Source organism: Paenibacillus sp. 1A_MP2 (assembly GCF_052244825.1).
GTDB lineage: Bacteria > Bacillota > Bacilli > Paenibacillales > Paenibacillaceae > Paenibacillus > Paenibacillus vandeheii.
This window is the reverse complement of sequence record NZ_JBQQCS010000001.1, coordinates 3,040,872-3,058,763: the sequence shown is the minus strand read 5'-3', so window position 1 is coordinate 3,058,763 and position 17,892 is coordinate 3,040,872. Positions and strand designations below refer to the sequence as shown.

The following is a 17,892-nucleotide window of genomic DNA, read 5'->3' as shown; positions in this document are numbered from 1 at the left end:
CTACGCCTTATCGGTGTTTTTTGGCGTCCACCGATTTGCATCGCGTGTGTTAAATTTATGCATGACTTTGTCGTGCGCCTCTGCCAGGTCGATCCCAGAGAATTCGCAAAACAAATCGTGATAAATAAAATGTCACCGAGCTCAAGCTCAATGGAATTGTCTGCTTCGGAAGGTTTTTTCGGTTTTTCACCGAACTCGTGGTTCACTTCCCTTGCAAGCTCTCCCACCTCTTCAGACATACGGGCAAGCATGGCCAGCGGGCTGAAGTATCCTTCTTTGAACTGGGAAATATACAGATCAACCTCACGCTGCATTTCTGCAATGCTTTTCTCCATGAGAACGGATTCTCCTTTTGAAATTGTGTCGTATTTGTTCCTAATATATCAGTTATTTAGATTCACTTCCACCATCAGAAACGACAAATCATTTTTAAAGAATCGATAAACAGGTATACTAAGATGGGAATGATTGCTTTCTCATTCTAATTTGTAAAATGGAGAGGGAACTTATGAGCACTTCCAAAACCTGGGTTCAATTCAAATTGATTCTCCCCATCCTATTGGGTACGGCATTATATGCCTTTGGACTTCTGTACTTCATCATCCCCAACCAGCTCATGGAAGGCGGCGTAACCGGGATTACGGTCCTGCTGAAGTACGCGTTCAACATCTCTCCTTCACTTACAACCTTGGTTGTCAACATTCCGCTCTTTCTGGTGGGACTTAAGATTTTGGGCGGCAGACAGATGATTTATACAGGCGTGGGTATTGGAGCGCTTACGTTGTTCCTCTGGTTATTTGAAAAAATGATTCATTTCGGCTGGATCGAACCGCTACATACAGAGAACGACCTTTTACTTGCGGCGCTTTACGCCGGTGTTACACTCGGTGCAGGCCTTGGCATCGTATTCCGCTGGGCGGAACGACAGGTGGCTCTGACATCATTGCCCGCATTCTTAATCGAAAGTATGGCTGGAGTATGGGGCGTGTACTGCTAGGTATCGATTTCATCATTATTGGCATCTCCCTCGTCTACATTCCCAAAGAAAAAATACTGTATACCCTTGTAGCTGTATTTATTGCCTCTAAAGTAATCGACTTTATTCAGGAAGGAGCGTATTCGGCCCGCGCATTTATGATCATCAGTGATCACGCACCCGAGATTGCGGATTTGATTACCCGTGATATGGATCGCGGCGTCACGCTAATTCCCGCCATTGGCGCATATTCAAAACAGGCTAAGCATGTTGCATACTGTGTCATTTCCAGGCAGGAATTCAGACGTTTGCAAACGATTGTGCGTTCCGTCGACCCCAGAGCTTTTGTTATTATTAGCGATGTCCATGATGTGCATGGAGAAGGGTTTAAGGAAAGCTGACCTTGTATCTCTACAATAAGAAAACCTCTCTCCCCAAGACAAAAGCCATGAGATGGCCCTTCTTGTAGATAGAGGTCTTTTTTCATATCGTGATGGTAGAAAAGGAGCTACCGCCGGAAAGGAAAAATCCCTTGCTGCTGCGCTCGATACTTACGATACCCCGCATAACTTAGCACGGCAATAATTACGGAACTAATGAGCAATCCGGCTACCCTCCGGTCTGGCCCCTGAACAAACGGCACAAAGGCGCTCTCATCCTTTTCACGACCAAACAGCTGGTTTACCAACTCTTCACCATGGGCTACCATACTCTTCAATTGTGCGATGTCAGTCTGCTTGGCCGCAGTCAGCCCCTTTGTATGAGACAACCAGGCGTCCAACTGGGCGATCTCGTAAGGTTCTCGGCGAATCATTGCCGCAGGCCGGATCGTCTCGTAGTGCTCCTCCAGCAAGGCGTAGCGGCTTGCTATGATCGCGGTGCTTAACTGCTGATCTGCTGCAGTTGATAGCGCATCAATATCATTTTTTACGATTTTATAATACTGGAGCCATAAGGGTTTAGCTGGGTTGGCAAGACTGTCCGCCGCAAGTCGAAGTTTGGCAGAGGCCTGCTGGAGAGAATTATCATCACTTTTCACCCTAACGGCAGCTTCTTTCACTTCAACAATGGTCTCGGATAGGGCATGAATGCCTTCTACTGTCGTCTGGCCCTCAAAGGATATATGCTCCAGACCTTTACTGATTCGCAAAATACTGCCTCTAACCTCTTCAATATCATTATCCAAGGCATGTCGATACAGCAGGGCCGCTTCTTCATTTAATTGTTTTATTGAATTTTTGGCTGATACTTGCTGATCTGTATTTCCGTTCGCACCTTTACTCTCCGCCGATACACTGTATGACAAGTTCGTCCAGAACAGTAGAGTCATGAACGACACCACCATCAATCCAGTTTTGATCCTGAACGTTCTCTTCACGGACATCCCTCCCACCATCAATGTATGGCAGGGGAGAGTTCCTTAGAACAAGCTTGCGTTATGAATTCAGGCCCGTTTGGCCTGTCTCAGTGCAAGCCACGCACATAGAATGCTCACTAGTGTCAATCCGACGGTGAAATTGCGTACACCATCCAGATGGTCCATGAGCGATGCAGGCAGCCAAGGGAAAATGTCATAGGTATAATCCATCGTATCGTTTAGCAGCGTCCACAAGGCAGCAATCACCAAAGCCCCCCAACGGAACCCAAAGAATCTAACATACAAGAGCGCTTCAATAGCCATAACACTATGAGATGCAATCAACATCCAATCCTGCCAATGTTGTGCCCCCCTTGCATCCAGCCTGCAAAAATGATAGATACCGCCCATACACCGTACTTTACCGAAGTGACCACAGCAAGTGCCTGGATGACATGTCCAATTCGATTCAGGACCATCGATTTTGGCTTGTACAATACCCACAATAAAGATAACGTGAAGAACAAACTCGCTGTGGGACTGTCCGGCACAAACACAATCTGCCACAGTGGTTGCTGTGCCAGCGTATACTCCATTTGATCCCCGTACCATATGTATCCGTATACAGTTCCTAATGCGTTACACCAAAACAAGAGCCACAGGAAATAACGATTTGTTAGAAATTCCCGACTCCAAAAGTACGATAAAGCCACATTCTCTGCCCCTTCCATCCTATGTGTTCTGCGTTCCAAAGAAAGGTGTTGCGAAAAACTCCTCAAAAAAACCTGACCGCATAAACGATCAGGTTTCACTGCTTATTTCGATTTTACTGTTCTGCCTTCTGTTTCGCAAGCCATTCCGCCAGGTGATTGATATCATCATCCGTCAACCCTTGGGCAATGGCTTTGTCGTACTGAGCCGGCATGCTGTTGTATCCTTCTTTGATAATCGTCAGGATTTCTTCCTGGCTGTGTTTGTCCCCCACACCACGTAGAGAAGGTCCACCTGCCCCCTTCATATCAGCGGCATGACACCCGATACACCCGGCCTTTTTGAAGGTATCCATCGCAGGGTCATCCTTCTCGACGATCGCCACTTCTTCTTTCTGACCTGGCGCATTGGAGGTAGGTAGACCCTGCAGATGTTTCTCCAGCGCTTCTTCCTCACGCTGAATATGTTCCGGCTTCTTACCGCTTGCTTCCAACTCATGCTCGTAGTGTGTCCACGCAACATTGGTCAGGTAGAATACGGCCATCACCGACAAAATCATCAGCGATGATGCAATCGGACGTTTGTAGAACCGTCTCTCCTTGCCTGTATCCAGAAACGGGGCGAGCAGCAGAGCGCCGAAAGCGACTCCACTGACTCCAAGTACCCCCAACAGGACATAATCCCCTGAGGCATATGGGTATTTCAAATACTGATACAGAAACAGGAAATACCAGTCCGGCATCGGGATAACCGATGCACTTGGATTGGCCGGATAGCCCAGTGGTGCAGGCTCCGAAATCGTTAGTACCAAAATACCAACCAGTACAACGACACCAACCATCCATTCTTTCAGCAAGAAGTTAGGAATAAAAGCCTCTGATTTGCCGGGATACGCCGTGTAATCCGGTGGAGTTATAAACCCCGCTCCTTTACGGACGCGTGAGTCCCCGACGAAGATAATCTTTTCCTGGTCATCTGACTTTTGTCCGTGAGCCATGTCGATTCCTCCCTTCTCAGATTATAGTGGTCCCGAAATGCCCTGTCTGCGGATCATAATAAAGTGACCGACCAGAAGCACCAGAAGCACAGCCGGAAGGAAGAAGACGTGCAGGGCAAAGAACCGTGTTAACGTCTGTGCACCTACAATGGTTCCGCCTTGCAAGAATTCCTTAATGATCGGCCCCAGCCAAGGAACCGTATTCGCAATCTCCAGGGTAACTTTGGTTGCAAAGTAGGCTTTGTTATCCCATGGCAACAGGTACCCTGTAAGCCCGAGACCCAGCATGACAAAAAAGATCAGCATGCCGACAACCCAGTTCATCTCGCGCGGTGCTTTGTAAGAGCCGGTAAAGAACACACGCATCGTATGTAAGAACATCATAACGATAACCAGACTGGCTCCCCAATGGTGCATTCCGCGTACAATTTGGCCAAAGGCTACTTTGGTCTGCAAATACTCGACACTGGCGTAAGCATTAATAATATCAGGCACATAATACATGGTCAGGAACATCCCTGACAAAATCTGAATAACAGTGATAAAGAACGTCAATCCACCAAAGCAGTACACGAATGCGGAAAAGTGATGAGCCGGGTTTACGTGCTCTGGAACTTCATGATCCGCAACGTCCCTCCAGATTGGCGTGATATCGAGACGCTCGTCAATCCAGTCATAGACATTTTTAAACATCTGCGTTCACGCCTCCTATTTGACTCGGGTGTTCGGAATAATGTCGCCCAGATAAACCCAACCCTGATCCTCCTTAACCACATACTCATCCAGCGGCTTCGGGGCTACGGCAAGATTCTTGCCTTCTTTGGTATAATGCGCACCATGACATGGACAATGATATTCGTCGGGAAATTGCTTATCACTATTCCAACCTACGGTGCAGCCCAAATGTTTACAAATGGGTGAAAGCGCATAGATTTTGCCCTGTTCATCTTTCCTGATCCAGGCGATTAACGAAGCATTGCTCAAATACCAACCATCTTGCTGTTTCAGTTCAAACGTAAATTCTTGAGGTTCATTCGTAATTTTGCTGATTTCCGCTACTTTGACAGAGGTGCCTTCTCCCTTGTGCTGCAAAATCGGGTCCACCGCAAAACGGACCATGGGGAGTATTGCACCGGCGGCCATGTAGGCTGTAGCTCCACCAAGCGTGTACGTCAAAAACTGCCTGCGTGACATTTCCATGCGGCTTGGCAATTTCATCGAAGCTTCGTGCTGGTCATGCTCACTGCTCATACTGTCTCCAACCCCCTTTTTCAGCCAACTCTCTCAATCGTTTTCATTATCAGAAATTCCACGACTTACTAGAACATACATAATCATATAGTAGCCCTAGAACACCGTCAAGAATTTGTCACACATTTTTAAGGTTCATTTGTAAGCGTTATTAAAAAAATGTTGGTAAATTGTCACATTTGTCACATGAAGGTCATCTTTTCCATAACTCACGGATTTTCTCCCCAACAAAACGCGCAATCCCCTCTTCTCCTACCTCTTGGGATAAAATGGAATGGCTTAATACCAGATCTGCTGAAGTTATTTGGCTCTGTTCCAACACACCATCAGATGACATTATAACCACATATTTGAAACCTGAAGATTTGAGTTGTTCGGATAAGGTATTTAATGCCATTGACATATCCGGACAAGCATAATGGAATGCAGGGTAAGTCATAATACGTCCTTTAAAAGGAATCTCCACCAGATCCAAAAAATCTCTAAGGCGCTCCAACGCCTCGGTTGCTTCAACCGGAGACTGCTTTCCCGTCAGGGCTGTGTATGGAATAAGGCATGTATCCAGATAGAGTTGCAGTTCCGCCCAGCTGTCTTGAGTCATCTCACTGAATTTCAATTCCCTAATTCCCCTCTCTATCCATTTTATTCCCATATTATATATGAGCTTATATTATAAATCCAGAGATTCATCCTTTACCCGTGTATAAATTATAGTGAACACAAAAAGAAATGCGTTTTTCACGCATTTCTTTTTTGTGTTTAATTTTATTTGGATTTGCTCATCAGTTTATGGCCTTCAGTTCATCCGTCAGATTCCGGAAAGCTACTTCGTCTCCGGTAGCTAATGCCTTATCGATTTCCATATACAGCTTCTCGCTGCGCTGTTTACGAAGCGCGTCGTCCCACACCATCTCAGCAGCCAGCCCCAACATGACTTCATACGTAACTTTCATTTTATCCAATAGGATGCACCTCCAAAACGGATTTAAGAGCTCCTATATTCCTTTCCTTTGGCAACATAACCTAGTGTAGTTCTCGACATCCGCTCAAGATCTGCATCAGTCAACTCACGTATCACTTTGGCAGGTGTGCCCAAAGCAAGGGTATAGGGCGGAATTTTGGTATTTTCAGTAACAACAGAACCGGCCCCGATCAGCGTATATTCACCAATTTCGGCTCCATTGAGAAGGATAGCGCCCATACCAATCAGCGAACCTGTTCCAATACGACATCCATGGATAATCGCAGAATGCCCTACAGACACATCGTCGTCCAAAATCAAAGGCTGATTCATGTTGACATGTCCAACAGCATTATCCTGTATATTACATCGTCGTCCAATCACGATAGGTGCCAGATCAGCGCGCAGTACAGTATTGAACCAGATCGTAGATTCTTCACCCAGTGTCAGATCACCAATAAGTTTGGCTCCTTCAGCCATATATACCGAAGGGTGTAACCGTGGTTGCATACCTTTGTATGGAATTATCATAAGTATCACTCCTTAATTTGGGAGTGATTTTAGCAACTTGTCCTTCACTTGTCAAACATAACGGGTGTAATATCCCCGGACAGCGAACGACAGGATGACGCGAGGCGTGAACCCCAAGCTGTCATTTGTACTGTTCGCCCCTCTGCATGTTCCCCAATGCGAAGCATGCCTAGATGCAGCATCATTTTGAGGATCCTGTTGTCATAAATCGTCTCTGCGGTGTCGTAATAGAACGGCTGAATGTAAGGACCAATCTGGCGGAACAAAGACTCTGCTGTGGACCAGCCGGCTGCACATTCCCCTGTCCAGTACACAATGGAGGACAGATTTGGAATAGCACCTTTATAAAGTCTTAACCAAAACCGAAATAGCTGTATCATCTCGGCTGTATTCTCCGCCCCCAGCTTGTCTTCACCGGAAGCTGACAATTTCAGCATTCCCTGCTCCTCGCGGACCAGACGATGATGAAAGGCGTAATCATAGATGAACGCAAATCGGTCGGGGTAGTCTTTGAACGAACGCCCATAACCGAATCTCCATCCGGCTTTACCCACCAGCGCCTCACTCACATGCAAATGCTCCATAATCTGCTGCTGAGAACGACGGTACATCATACCTTCTGCGTTTAATGCTATTTCATGCTGCTGGACGAATTGCAGGAACAGTTTGAGATCATCAGCAAGCAGATGGTATTCATCCCTGTAAACGGGAGGCTCGCTCGTTTGTGCAATGCCTGCCTTCAGGTGCGTGGCTAACACATCCCTAAATCTCATTTGCAGATCCTTGGGCACCTGATACAGGTATCTGGTCTGTTGGGTTGTACCATTGAACAACCATCCACTCTTCGTGAAGCGTACGATAAGATCACGTGGGCTGGCTCCAGCCTCGCTATCTTTTTTATCCATCGACTGACGAGCAATGGCGACAAGTTCCTCCATACCGAAGTATTGGCGGGCGTCAAACAGCAAGTTGTTCAAAAATCGCAGATCTACCTGATTTAATTCGCGAACCTGCTGCTCAAAAAAGGTCTGCTGCCCAATGTAGTGAGAATACTCTGGATGAGTTCATGTTTGGAATTGGGCTTACACTCGCACTGGTAATAGTCTGCTATTCGATTAAGCTGGCCGATATCGGCAAAAGTAAGCATATCCGCTAGATTCATGGGTCCATCGCCTCGCCCTTGACTACTTTTCGGCTGATGCTTCGGGGCCTGGAGTAGTTTGGTTTTGTAAACATCGTTGACGGAATTCCTATGATCTAAACCTCTTTTTTGCAAATCTTTTATGTTTTAACCATACTATGCCCGAAGTTGCCTGCTCAGAAGAAGAATGAGAGGTTCAAAATCATATAGAAATTGAACTAAAGAATATGTACACTTGCCACTCCAATGACAGAACAACCTTCTGATCGCTGTTATTCCCAGATTTTTGGGATTCCCTTTTTTCAGAGGGTAAACTCCGGGGATAAAGGCGAAGCGTATGCTTACGAGCAGCTTTCTTTCAGAAAGCTTTTAGCTCCGCTTCCTCAGGTTATTTCTGTCCTCTCCGTTCTCGTGTAATGTTTATTTCAATCTCTATAGAATGACAGTTACACATTGCTATAACGCAAAAAAACAACCTGAGTTAATTACTCAGGTTGTTTTGCCAGATCCAATGAAAGGTGTCGTGTACAGTTATAAAGCAATGGACTCCAATCTTCACGTTCCTTTTCCAGAATCGTAAGCGACAGGTTTCCAATTCGTTCCGTATAGCGGTCTTTAAACAAAGCTGACAGCAGATTCGCAAGGAAGGCGCCATGAGAGACAATCAGCACATTTTTGTCCTGATACGTCTCCCACAAATCCTCCAGAAAGCCCAAAGCACGTGTCTGAATATCAGCAATCTGTTCCTGGCCTAAATCCAGAGTTTCCCAGGAAGCGCCCCAGCGAGCAACACGCTCTTCGGAGGTCAGACCTTCAATTTGACCAAACGCCCGCTCCTTCAAGCGTGCATCCGGCTCCAGCAGAGGAACATTCAATAGCCCGGAGATAATCTCTCCCGTCTCCTGAGCCCTGGAAAGCCCGCTTGTAATGATGTGGTCCCAGCGGTACTCTTCGGTAAGCAAACGTCTACCCAGACGCTCAGCTTGCTCACGACCTTCCGTATTCAGAGGTATGTCTGTTTGTCCCTGAATACGTCCCGCTGCATTCCAGTCTGTTAGACCGTGACGAATAAGCCCAATTCGCATCTCATCCCTCATTTCTCTATACGGTGAACGAAAGCTTTACCTAAGCACGTGCACCTTGTTTGCGTTTGTTCGTTGTACGATGCATACGTCCAAGAGAGAACAAAGCCATACCTATTGCAAGCAACGACAACCCCATCCAGTATTGAGGATACGCTGGGCCCATGCTCACAACGAAGGGCTCAATAATACTCCCTCTGTCTGCTCCCGTCATGTTGTACTTGTACAATCCGGAGGAAGAGGGCTCACTGCCTGCTACCCCTGTCTCCAATATACCCGTAGAGACCACGCTGGTCTGCTCAGCTTCTGTTACGTCTGGCTTAAACATCGCCATGTACAAAAAGCTGCATAAGAAAATTGCCAGGAACGCAGCAATCCACAAAGACATATGCTTGCGGATCACAGCAGAGAAACGATTAACCTTTGCCTCTTCCGGCAATAGCCATGGAGACTCCGCATAGATCCGTTCCATAACATTACGGTTCACTTTCTCTGCCTGTTGTTCTGTCACTGGGACCGGTATGCTGTGCAGCAAAATTTGAGCTTCTTCCCAAACCTCAAATTGCTGCGAGCAATCTTCACAACCAGCGAGATGAGCATGAAATGCAATCCGCTGAGGATGAGCTTCCGGCAAGTCCCAGACCAGTGCAAACAGTTCCTGGGCTTCGTTGCAATTCATCGGTTCTTCATCCCTTCATATGGCTCGTAGACCGGTTCGAAGAAATAAGGTTCCAATTGAGTTTTTACGCTTGACCTTGCTCTGAACAATAACGATTTCACAGAACTGACGCTCTGCCCAAGAATATTTGCAATCTCCTGGTAGTCTAGTTGATCATACTCACGGAGTATAATGGCAGAACGCTGCTTCTCCGGTAAATTGTTAATGGCATCCCTAACCAGCATCACCCGCTCACTGCGCAATACAGCATGCTCTGGCGCATTCTCAGAAGGAGCAACAGGTACAATACCGCTCTCTTCAAGTGGAACACTCCCACTACGCTGTTTGCGAAGCTCACTCAGTACCGTATTTCTCGCAATGGTATATAACCAGGTTGAGAACGAGGCATCCACCTCTCGGAATGAGTGCAGACTGCGGAACGCCTTATAGAAAGTCTCAGAACAGAGATCTTCCGCAAGCAGCTCCATATTAGAACTTTTCAACATATGATATACGAAAGCCAGTATTTTACGCTGATAACGACTCATCAGCTCGGAATATAACTCCAGGTTACCTTCCTTGATCTCTCGAATCAACTGGGAATCCGTCATTTGAGTGCGACCCCTCCTCGCCCATCCATGTGCTTCTCCCCGTTCGACTCTATCCATGTATTACCGAACAGGCACAAAAAAGTTGCGGTTTTCACCGCATAAAACAGCGTTCAGCGCCATAACAGGCCTTCCCGCCAAATTCCCCTATGTAATGGCAATTTCCCCAACGTTTCTACATTAACATTATTTATTGTACAACGGTCTGCATCATCCTGGCAAATCCATGGCATCCATTGAAGCCCGACCAGTCATTATTATGCAGCCATTTTCTCGTCCATGACTTCAATTTGATCCCTTTTGTGAAGCCACTCTTATATTGGACGAACGAAGACCCAAAAAAGTTTAGGTGAAAACGAAATAAATTTAAAATTTCAAAAGAATTTCGTTATAACATTTTTTTAAAAAATGTACCAATCAACTTCACTTCGCCAAGCATTCACTAAGTTTTATACCCCTTTATGCAAGGATTATATTTCCTTAATTTACGAATGTTATAATTACTTTAAACAATTTTACTCAAAGTGTTGACAAAATGAAAACGTATACATATAATAAAAGTACAGTATGGTTTCTCTCCACTCCTATCCAATAACTGTATTGCTCCACGTGAGCAATGGCCGCTTATGTAAGCGGTCTTTTTTTTGTCCTTTTTTAGGATATGTACGGTAACAACTCGTTTTAGACACAAAAAAAGAGGGCTTTCGCCCCCTTCCAAAAGCCTAAACCCACACTTGATACCCCAGGGAATCCAGCAACGTTTTGGCACGTTCCATTTCTTCTTCCTGCCTGAACGACAAACGCATAATACCCGGCACATCGACTCGGTTCTCAATAATCTCCATGTTGCTTAAGTTAATATCATTCGCCCCAAGCTCGGTGGCAATCTTGCCGATCATCCCCGGCGCATCCTGCACATCCGTATAAAGATCAAACAACGACGAGATCATGCCTTTCCGTCGTTCTGGCAGCACACTACGGAACTCGCGTGCCTGACGGAATGCATCCTCAATGCCCTCACCATTCTGTTGCTCCAGCATTTCGGTGAAAGCCGTCATCTGGCTATTCCAGTCCTTTAGCAATCCCAGCAGCACCTCACGGTTGCTCAGCAGGATATCTCTCCAGACGATGGCGTCACTGGAGGCAATCCGAGTGATATCCCGGAAACCGCCTGCAGCCAGCATTTTGTACAAAGGGTTCAATTCATTATATTCACGCACCTGGTTCACCAGCGCAACTGCAATAACATGTGGCAAATGACTAATCGCTCCCACAATGTCATCATGAAGCAGCGGCTCTACACGGACAATTTGGGCACGAGTATACGCAAGTAAGTCAGATAACCTGTCGTATGCTTCCTCAGGTACATGTTCTGAAGGGGTCAAGACATAGTATGCATTCTCGAATAACACAGCCGAGGCTGCATCCACCCCTGCACGCTCAGATCCGGCCATTGGATGACCGCCGATAAAGTATGCATCACGCATGCGGACATGCTCAGCACAGGCTGCGATGGACGCTTTGGTGCTTCCCACATCCGTAATAATACATCCTTGTTTCAGAGGAAGCTTAACCAATTGTTCAAAATAGGATTCAAGCAGCCCAACAGGTACGCACAAAAAAATAAAGTCGGCATCCTGTACCGCTTCCTCCAGAGAGAGCGTAGCATCATCCACTACACCACTCGCTATGTACTTGTCCTTCAGTTCAGGCAGGTGAGCGTAGCCCATCACCGTAACACCAGGCTTGTCTTTGAAGCAAAGCGCCAGTGATCCGCCGATGAGCCCTACACCGATCATTGCAATTTTTAATTTCATGGGTCCTCACTCTTTTCATCGCCAGATTTAAGGGCGTGCTACCGCCTTCTCAGCCAGCGTGTTCTCCAGTGCCGTGACAAAAGCACGGTTCTGTTCTGTTGTTCCAACGGACACACGAATGTATGTTGGATATACATGGAATCCAGGACGAACAATGATGCCTTGTTTCAACAGCGACTGGAACGCCGTTGCAGAAGGCATGTCCAGATCAACCATGATGAAGTTCCCCTGCGAAGGGAAAAACGGCAGCTCTAACCGCGTGAATTCATTCTGCAGGTAATCACGCTCTATCGCATTTTTTTCCGCGCACGCTTGGACAAAAGCCTGATCCTCAAGCGCAGCCTTCGCCGCAGCCTGACCGAAACGTGATGTGTTGAACGGTTCACGCACACGGTTGATCAGATCAATCACTTCCGGGCGTGCAATACCGTATCCAATACGCAGTGAAGCCAGGCCATAGATTTTGGAGAATGTCCGCAAAATGACCAGGTTAGGATATCGCTCAATCATAGGGACACTTTGTGGGTACGCCATATCCGTTACAAACTCATAATAGGCTTCATCCAGCACAACCATAACATGGGATGGTACACGGTCCATAAATGCAGTCAATTCCTGCTCAGAGATGATTGTACCCGTTGGATTATTGGGGTTACAAACCCAAACCGCTTTGGTCTTGTCATTGATTTGTGCCAGCATGGAAGTCAGGTCATGAGTTCCATCTTTAAGGGGTACTTCAATGCTCACAGCACCTTCGATATCAGCATTGCTTTTGTATACAGAGAACGTCTGGTCAGCCATAATGTTCTCATCTCCCGGGAGGAAAAATGCACGAGTGATCAGCGCAATGATCTCATCCGATCCACAACCAAAAATCAGATTACTTGGCTCCACACCGAGATGATTTGCCAGCACTTCAGTCAGTTCGGTAGAACTGCCATCCGGATATATGCTTACATTGACCAATTCTCTGGTGATCGCTTCAAGTGCAGCAGGAGAGCTTCCATGTGGATTTTCGTTGGAGGCCAGCTTGATCACTTGCTCCAAACCCAGTTCACGTTTCACTTCTTCAATCGGTTTGCCCGGTTTATATACAGGCAGATTGACAATCTGGGACTTCGGTTTCAACCCGACCGCCTCCTGTTATTGAAATAGTTATGGACATGCCTCAGTATGAACTGAGCATGCCCCGGGGATGCAACATCATTTAATCCCTATCCTTTTAATTGTGCCACAAAGTTGCGAATTTGCAACAGTCCTGCCTGACGAGTATCCGGGTTCCCAAGGAGAGGGATGGCTTCCTCCACCTGACGAACGATAGCACTGCCTACAACAACGCCGTCACAGATCCGGGAGAAACGCGCTACCTGCTCGTGACTGGAAATGCCGAAGCCAACAGCGACCGGAAGATCTGTCAGACTCTTTACAGTTCCAATGAAGCTCTCTACCCCATCGAAAAAGGAAGCTCTCTCTCCCGTAACACCCAGAGAAGAGACACAATAGATGAAGCCACGTGCTCCCGTGACAATACGCTCGATTCTTGCGTTGGACGTAGGGGCTACGAGCGGAACCAGATGCACACCTGCAGCATCCGCACGGCGTCGCATATCCTCTGCTTCCTCAATCGGAAGATCGGGGATGATCATCCCGCTGATCTCATGTTTGACCAACTCGTCAAAAAACACATCCAGTCCCGTCTGTAACACCGGATTATAGTAGGTAAACAGCACAAAAGGTAGTTTCACACCCGCGGCACGAGCTCTTGCTGCGGTTTCCATACAAGTCCGAATCGTGATCTGACTTTTCAATGCACGCTCGGAAGCACGCTGGATTACCGGTCCATCCGCGAGCGGATCAGAATAGGGGACTCCGAGTTCCAAAATGTCCGCCCCGGCCTGTTCCAATTCCTTAATGATTTCCACCGTCGTGTCCACATCCGGATCTCCAACCGTGAGGAATGGAATAAGTGCTGTACGGTTCTGTTCTTTCAGTTGCTGGAAGGTCTGGTCCATCAGGTTCATGCCAAGTCCCCTCCTGTATATTTCATAATCGATTCAACGTCTTTGTCGCCACGACCGGAAAGACAGATCACAACGATATCATCAGCGCTAAGTTCAGGCGCAAGCTTGACGACCTGCGCAACAGCATGGGCTGACTCCAAAGCGGGGATAATGCCTTCTGTTCGGCTCAGCAACTGCAGGGCATCCAATGCCTCCTGATCCGTGATTGGGACGTATTTTGCCCGTTTAATATCTTTGAGATAAGAATGCTCAGGACCAACACCCGGATAATCAAGTCCCGCCGAAATGGAATGGGCTGGCTGAACCTGTCCATATTCATCTTGCAGCAGATAACTCATTGAACCCTGGAATACACCATGTGTCCCTTTACTCATCGTAGCCGCATGGAACTCGGTGTCCACCCCTTTACCTGCTGCTTCAACCCCAATAAGCTTCACATCCTGGTCGCCAATAAACGGATAGAACATGCCGATGGCATTACTTCCGCCGCCTACAGCTGCAACAATCACATCCGGCAGACGTCCTTCAATCTCCTGAATCTGACGACGCGTCTCATCACCAATCACTCGCTGGAAGTTACGCACCATCATTGGATACGGATGAGGGCCTACTACCGATCCAAGCACGTAAAAGGTATCCTCCACATGACTAACCCAGTAGCGCAGCGCCTCGTTACCTGCATCTTTCAATGTCCTTGTACCAGATGTCACCGGAATGACTTCTGCTCCTAGCAGCTTCATGCGAAATACGTTCAATTGTTGTCGCTGTGTATCTTCTTCGCCCATAAACACTTTGCATTCAAGACCCAGCAAAGCAGCAACTGTTGCCGTGGCAACGCCATGCTGACCTGCACCGGTTTCGGCAATGACTTTCTTTTTCCCCATCCGTTTAGCCAGCAATCCCTGTCCAATAGCGTTATTGATCTTGTGCGCTCCTGTATGGTTCAGGTCTTCACGTTTCAGATAAATTTTGGGTCCACCCAAGCGGCGGGACAGTTGCTCTGCATGGTATAGAGGCGTTTCCCGTCCAGAATACTCGCTTAGCAGATAATTCAGTTCCTTATTGAATTCCTCGTCTTCGGAGAAGTGGCTGTACGCTTCCTCCAGTTCGATCAGAGCGTTCATTAGTGTCTCAGGTACAAAGCGGCCTCCGAAGGGACCGAAACGCCCGTGTTGATCCGGCAATTGATGTGTCATGCCTGCTTCACCCTTTCTACAAATGCTATTATTTTCGCAATGTCTTTCACACCTTCGAACTCTACGCCGCTGGATACATCGACGCCGTCCGGTGCATATGTCTGTATCAGTTGTTGCACATTATCCGGCTGTAACCCTCCTGCCACGAACAACGCGATTCCATGTTTTCTTGCCCATTCGGCGTAGAAAGGAATTCGTTCCCATGCAAAGGTTTTACCGGAGCCCCCACCGTAGAGAAGATCAAACGTATCGAGCAATATGGCGTCCACCACATTTTTATATGGATCAAGTGCCATCAAGGCAGTATCGTCAGCTAATGAACCTGTTTCATCCTTGGGAAAGAGAAGGCCTTGAACACTTCGGTCCCGAAGCGTTTCTTCACCTGTTCACAAAATTCCGGCGATTCCTGTCCATGCAGTTGAATGACATCCAGGAGTGAAATCTTCATGATGCTCTCCAGCTCTTCGAGCGTGGGATTCACGAAAACACCTGCCAGCTTCGGCCGATCGAACTTCGTCCAGTCCAAGAGAACCGTTCTCAGCTCGGCACCTTGTTCAGGCGTAACACGACGACGGGATGGGGCAAAGACAACACCAATGTAATCCACAGGCAAGTTTACCATCGATTTTAGCACTTCAACGTCCTGAAGTCCACATATTTTTACTGCCGCTGCCGGCCGGTTTCGCAGATCTACCTCTCTGCTGCTTGCGCCGTCATGATTGAATGCATTCATGCTTTTGGTCCCATCAGTTCGTATACCGCAGCCTCAACATCGTCCTTACGCATCAGATGCTCCCCAACAAGAATTCCGTGTACACCTGCCTCAATAAGAGATTCCAATGGCTGAGGGCCGTCAATTCCACTTTCGCTGATTAATGTCACACCATCCGGTATCAGGTCCATCAAATCCAGCGTAGTGTTCAGACTGGTTTCGAACGTTTTCAGATTGCGGTTGTTGATGCCTACAAGTGTTGCCTGCGGAATATCGAGTACTTGCTCCAGTTCTGCACGGTCATGAACTTCAATTAAGGCATCAAGCCCCAAACTTTTGGCAAACGTCAGATATTGACGCATCTGTTCCGGTGTCAGAATACTCGCAATCAGCAAAACGGCATCCGCGCCAAGCAGCCTTGCCTCGGCAATCTGTCGTTCATCTATAATAAAATCCTTACGCAGCAGCGGGATGTTCACAGCCTGATGAATGGCCTGCAAGTATTCGCTATTTCCCTGGAAATAAGAAACGTCAGTCAATACCGATATACAATCCGCTCCAGCCCGTTCGTATGCGGAAGCAATCTCTACCGGATGGAAATCAGGACGAATCAGTCCTTTGGACGGAGATGCCTTCTTCACTTCGGCAATCAACCCCAGCTTACGGTTACGTCTCTCTGATAAGGCACGCTCGAATCCACGCGTATGAGGTAATGCCTCTATCTTTTTCAGCGCATCATCCATCTGAAATGTTTGTGCGAGAACTTCAACTTCCTTATGTTTGGTTGCTACGATTCGATCAAGATACATGACTGTACGCCTCCGTTGTATGAATTAACTGTTCCAGCTTCTTGGCAGCCTTGCCAGAGTCTACAGCTTCTGTCGCCATCAACACACCTTCTGCAATGGTATTTGCTAGACCGGATACATAGATGCATGCCCCGGCATTTAACAGCACGACATCGCGGTATGCGCTTCGTTCTCCCTGGAAGATCCTTTTAATAATTTCGGCATTCTGAGCCGCATCTCCTCCAAGAACCGATTCCAGTGGATGTAACGATAATCCCATATCACGTGGATCAATGTCATACGTATGCACTTCACCATTGCGCAGCTCGGATACCTGGGTCGGTGCGGAGATGCTGATTTCATCCAAACCATCATGGCTGGCTACGACCAAAGCTCTTTTCAGTCCCAGACGATTCAGCACTTCTGCAATCATCGGTGTCCGGCTGCGGTCATACAGGCCAAGCAATTGTCGATCCGCTCCCGCAGGATTGGTTAACGGTCCAAGCATGTTAAAGATTGTACGTACACCCAGCTCTTTTCTTGGTGCAGCTGCATGTTTCATGGAAGGGTGATACACCTGAGCAAAACAGAAACAGATTCCGATCTCATCGAGACATTGTCTCGCCTGCTCTCCGTCCAGATGAATATTCACGCCCAATGCTTCAAGTACATCTGCACTGCCCGCTTTGCCAGATGCAGAGCGATTGCCATGCTTCGCGACCCGGACAGAAACGGCTGAAGCAATAATAGCAGATGCCGTTGAAATGTTGAACTTATGAATACCCGAACCCCCTGTTCCACAGGTGTCCAGCAGTCCATTGCCGTCAGTCAGAATCCTTCCGCCCTGCCCACGCATGGCTTCGGCAAAACCCGTGATTTCATCCACCGTTTCCCCCTTCATCCGCAAGCCCATAAGCAAACCTCCGATTTGAGCCGGAGTGGCTTCACCTCTCATGATGGAGTACATCAAATCGCGTGCTTCCGCTTGCTCCAGATGGCTGCCCTCCAAAATTTTGGCAAGGCCGTTCTTCATGCCTTCCGCATGACTAACTTCAGTTGCGAATCGCTCGGATTCTTCATTCATG

General features: G+C 47.5%; 16 protein-coding genes and 5 pseudogenes. 1 reads left to right on the top strand and 20 read right to left on the bottom strand.

The window, feature by feature from the left end; all coding sequences use genetic code 11:
* Window positions 1–335: pseudogene (locus ACTWJ7_RS15045) on the bottom strand (nucleotide pyrophosphohydrolase).
* Window positions 336–508: 173 nt separating this feature from the next.
* Here ACTWJ7_RS15045 and ACTWJ7_RS15040 point away from each other — a divergent pair.
* Window positions 509–1,377, top strand: a pseudogene (locus ACTWJ7_RS15040) (YitT family protein).
* A gap of 107 nt (window positions 1,378–1,484) precedes the next feature.
* Here the strand turns inward: ACTWJ7_RS15040 and ACTWJ7_RS15035 are convergent.
* The 19 genes and pseudogenes from ACTWJ7_RS15035 to trpD form a co-directional block, all read right to left on the bottom strand.
* Window positions 1,485–2,354: a sporulation protein YpjB gene (locus tag ACTWJ7_RS15035; RefSeq protein ID WP_301877538.1), complete on the bottom strand. Its 870-nt coding sequence runs from the start codon at window positions 2,352–2,354 to the stop codon at window positions 1,485–1,487.
* Window positions 2,355–2,420: 66 nt separating this feature from the next.
* A pseudogene (locus ACTWJ7_RS15030) lies at window positions 2,421–3,046 on the bottom strand (DUF1405 domain-containing protein).
* Window positions 3,047–3,159: 113 nt separating this feature from the next.
* Complete coding sequence (locus ACTWJ7_RS15025; RefSeq protein WP_301877540.1) at window positions 3,160–4,041, bottom strand: menaquinol-cytochrome c reductase cytochrome b/c subunit; 882 nt, start codon at window positions 4,039–4,041, stop codon at window positions 3,160–3,162.
* Between the two features lie 21 nt (window positions 4,042–4,062).
* Window positions 4,063–4,734 carry a menaquinol-cytochrome c reductase cytochrome b subunit gene (gene qcrB, locus ACTWJ7_RS15020; RefSeq protein WP_017687726.1) on the bottom strand — a complete coding sequence of 224 codons (672 nt, stop codon included), beginning with the start codon at window positions 4,732–4,734 and terminating at the stop codon, window positions 4,063–4,065.
* A gap of 15 nt (window positions 4,735–4,749) precedes the next feature.
* On the bottom strand, window positions 4,750–5,292 hold the full coding sequence (locus ACTWJ7_RS15015; RefSeq protein WP_079349401.1) for a QcrA and Rieske domain-containing protein: 543 nt from the start codon (window positions 5,290–5,292) through the stop codon (window positions 4,750–4,752).
* A gap of 193 nt (window positions 5,293–5,485) precedes the next feature.
* On the bottom strand, window positions 5,486–5,908 hold the full coding sequence (locus ACTWJ7_RS15010) for a DUF2487 family protein (RefSeq protein WP_301877556.1): 423 nt from the start codon (window positions 5,906–5,908) through the stop codon (window positions 5,486–5,488).
* A 166-nt stretch (window positions 5,909–6,074) separates the two neighbouring features.
* Window positions 6,075–6,254 carry an IDEAL domain-containing protein gene (locus ACTWJ7_RS15005; RefSeq protein WP_024630643.1) on the bottom strand — a complete coding sequence of 60 codons (180 nt, stop codon included), beginning with the start codon at window positions 6,252–6,254 and terminating at the stop codon, window positions 6,075–6,077.
* A 23-nt stretch (window positions 6,255–6,277) separates the two neighbouring features.
* Window positions 6,278–6,784, bottom strand: a complete 507-nt coding sequence (locus ACTWJ7_RS15000; protein ID WP_301877559.1) for a gamma carbonic anhydrase family protein — start codon at window positions 6,782–6,784, stop codon at window positions 6,278–6,280.
* A gap of 44 nt (window positions 6,785–6,828) precedes the next feature.
* A pseudogene (locus tag ACTWJ7_RS14995) lies at window positions 6,829–7,946 on the bottom strand (hypothetical protein).
* A gap of 464 nt (window positions 7,947–8,410) precedes the next feature.
* Window positions 8,411–9,010 (bottom strand): histidine phosphatase family protein, encoded by a 600-nt coding sequence (locus ACTWJ7_RS14990; protein ID WP_301877564.1) that lies wholly within the window; start codon window positions 9,008–9,010, stop codon window positions 8,411–8,413.
* A gap of 40 nt (window positions 9,011–9,050) precedes the next feature.
* Window positions 9,051–9,686, bottom strand: coding sequence for an anti-sigma factor family protein (locus ACTWJ7_RS14985; RefSeq protein ID WP_079349405.1), 636 nt, complete (start codon window positions 9,684–9,686; stop codon window positions 9,051–9,053).
* On the bottom strand, window positions 9,683–10,276 hold the full coding sequence (locus ACTWJ7_RS14980) for an RNA polymerase sigma factor (protein ID WP_053780698.1): 594 nt from the start codon (window positions 10,274–10,276) through the stop codon (window positions 9,683–9,685). The genes ACTWJ7_RS14985 and ACTWJ7_RS14980 overlap by 4 nt, the downstream gene beginning before the upstream one ends.
* Before the next feature lie 719 nt (window positions 10,277–10,995).
* A complete protein-coding gene (locus ACTWJ7_RS14975) occupies window positions 10,996–12,090 on the bottom strand; it encodes a prephenate dehydrogenase (RefSeq protein WP_301877567.1) in 1,095 nt (364 codons plus the stop codon).
* Window positions 12,091–12,117: 27 nt separating this feature from the next.
* Entirely contained in the window at window positions 12,118–13,218 is a 1,101-nt protein-coding gene (hisC, locus tag ACTWJ7_RS14970) for a histidinol-phosphate transaminase (protein WP_301877568.1), read from the bottom strand.
* An 86-nt stretch (window positions 13,219–13,304) separates the two neighbouring features.
* Window positions 13,305–14,111, bottom strand: a complete 807-nt coding sequence (gene trpA, locus ACTWJ7_RS14965) for a tryptophan synthase subunit alpha (RefSeq protein ID WP_301877569.1) — start codon at window positions 14,109–14,111, stop codon at window positions 13,305–13,307.
* Entirely contained in the window at window positions 14,108–15,307 is a 1,200-nt protein-coding gene (gene trpB / locus ACTWJ7_RS14960; protein WP_301877571.1) for a tryptophan synthase subunit beta, read from the bottom strand. The genes trpA and trpB overlap by 4 nt, the downstream gene beginning before the upstream one ends.
* A pseudogene (locus ACTWJ7_RS14955) lies at window positions 15,304–15,929 on the bottom strand (phosphoribosylanthranilate isomerase). Before ACTWJ7_RS14955 ends, trpB begins: the two are co-directional and overlap by 4 nt.
* Before the next feature lie 107 nt (window positions 15,930–16,036).
* On the bottom strand, window positions 16,037–16,828 hold the full coding sequence (gene trpC / locus ACTWJ7_RS14950; RefSeq protein ID WP_301877577.1) for an indole-3-glycerol phosphate synthase TrpC: 792 nt from the start codon (window positions 16,826–16,828) through the stop codon (window positions 16,037–16,039).
* Window positions 16,818–17,840, bottom strand: a complete 1,023-nt coding sequence (gene trpD / locus ACTWJ7_RS14945) for an anthranilate phosphoribosyltransferase (RefSeq protein ID WP_029880978.1) — start codon at window positions 17,838–17,840, stop codon at window positions 16,818–16,820. The genes trpC and trpD overlap by 11 nt, the downstream gene beginning before the upstream one ends.
* Between the last annotated feature and the right edge of the window lie 52 nt (window positions 17,841–17,892).

Excerpts from the sequence above, each read along its gene's own strand:
- ACTWJ7_RS15025 (WP_301877540.1), bottom strand. The coding sequence starts at position 4,041 with ATGGCTCACGGACAAAAGTCAGATGACCAGGAAAAGATTATCTTCGTC.
- qcrB (WP_017687726.1), bottom strand. The coding sequence starts at position 4,734 with ATGTTTAAAAATGTCTATGACTGGATTGACGAGCGTCTCGATATCACG.
- ACTWJ7_RS15015 (WP_079349401.1), bottom strand. The coding sequence starts at position 5,292 with ATGAGCAGTGAGCATGACCAGCACGAAGCTTCGATGAAATTGCCAAGC.
- ACTWJ7_RS15000 (WP_301877559.1), bottom strand. The coding sequence starts at position 6,784 with ATGATAATTCCATACAAAGGTATGCAACCACGGTTACACCCTTCGGTA.
- ACTWJ7_RS14990 (WP_301877564.1), bottom strand. The coding sequence starts at position 9,010 with ATGCGAATTGGGCTTATTCGTCACGGTCTAACAGACTGGAATGCAGCG.
- ACTWJ7_RS14985 (WP_079349405.1), bottom strand. The coding sequence starts at position 9,686 with ATGAATTGCAACGAAGCCCAGGAACTGTTTGCACTGGTCTGGGACTTG.
- ACTWJ7_RS14980 (WP_053780698.1), bottom strand. The coding sequence starts at position 10,276 with ATGACGGATTCCCAGTTGATTCGAGAGATCAAGGAAGGTAACCTGGAG.
- ACTWJ7_RS14975 (WP_301877567.1), bottom strand. The coding sequence starts at position 12,090 with ATGAAATTAAAAATTGCAATGATCGGTGTAGGGCTCATCGGCGGATCA.
- trpA (WP_301877569.1), bottom strand. The coding sequence starts at position 14,111 with ATGAACCTGATGGACCAGACCTTCCAGCAACTGAAAGAACAGAACCGT.
- trpB (WP_301877571.1), bottom strand. The coding sequence starts at position 15,307 with ATGACACATCAATTGCCGGATCAACACGGGCGTTTCGGTCCCTTCGGA.
- trpC (WP_301877577.1), bottom strand. The coding sequence starts at position 16,828 with ATGTATCTTGATCGAATCGTAGCAACCAAACATAAGGAAGTTGAAGTT.
- trpD (WP_029880978.1), bottom strand. The coding sequence starts at position 17,840 with ATGAAGAACGGCCTTGCCAAAATTTTGGAGGGCAGCCATCTGGAGCAA.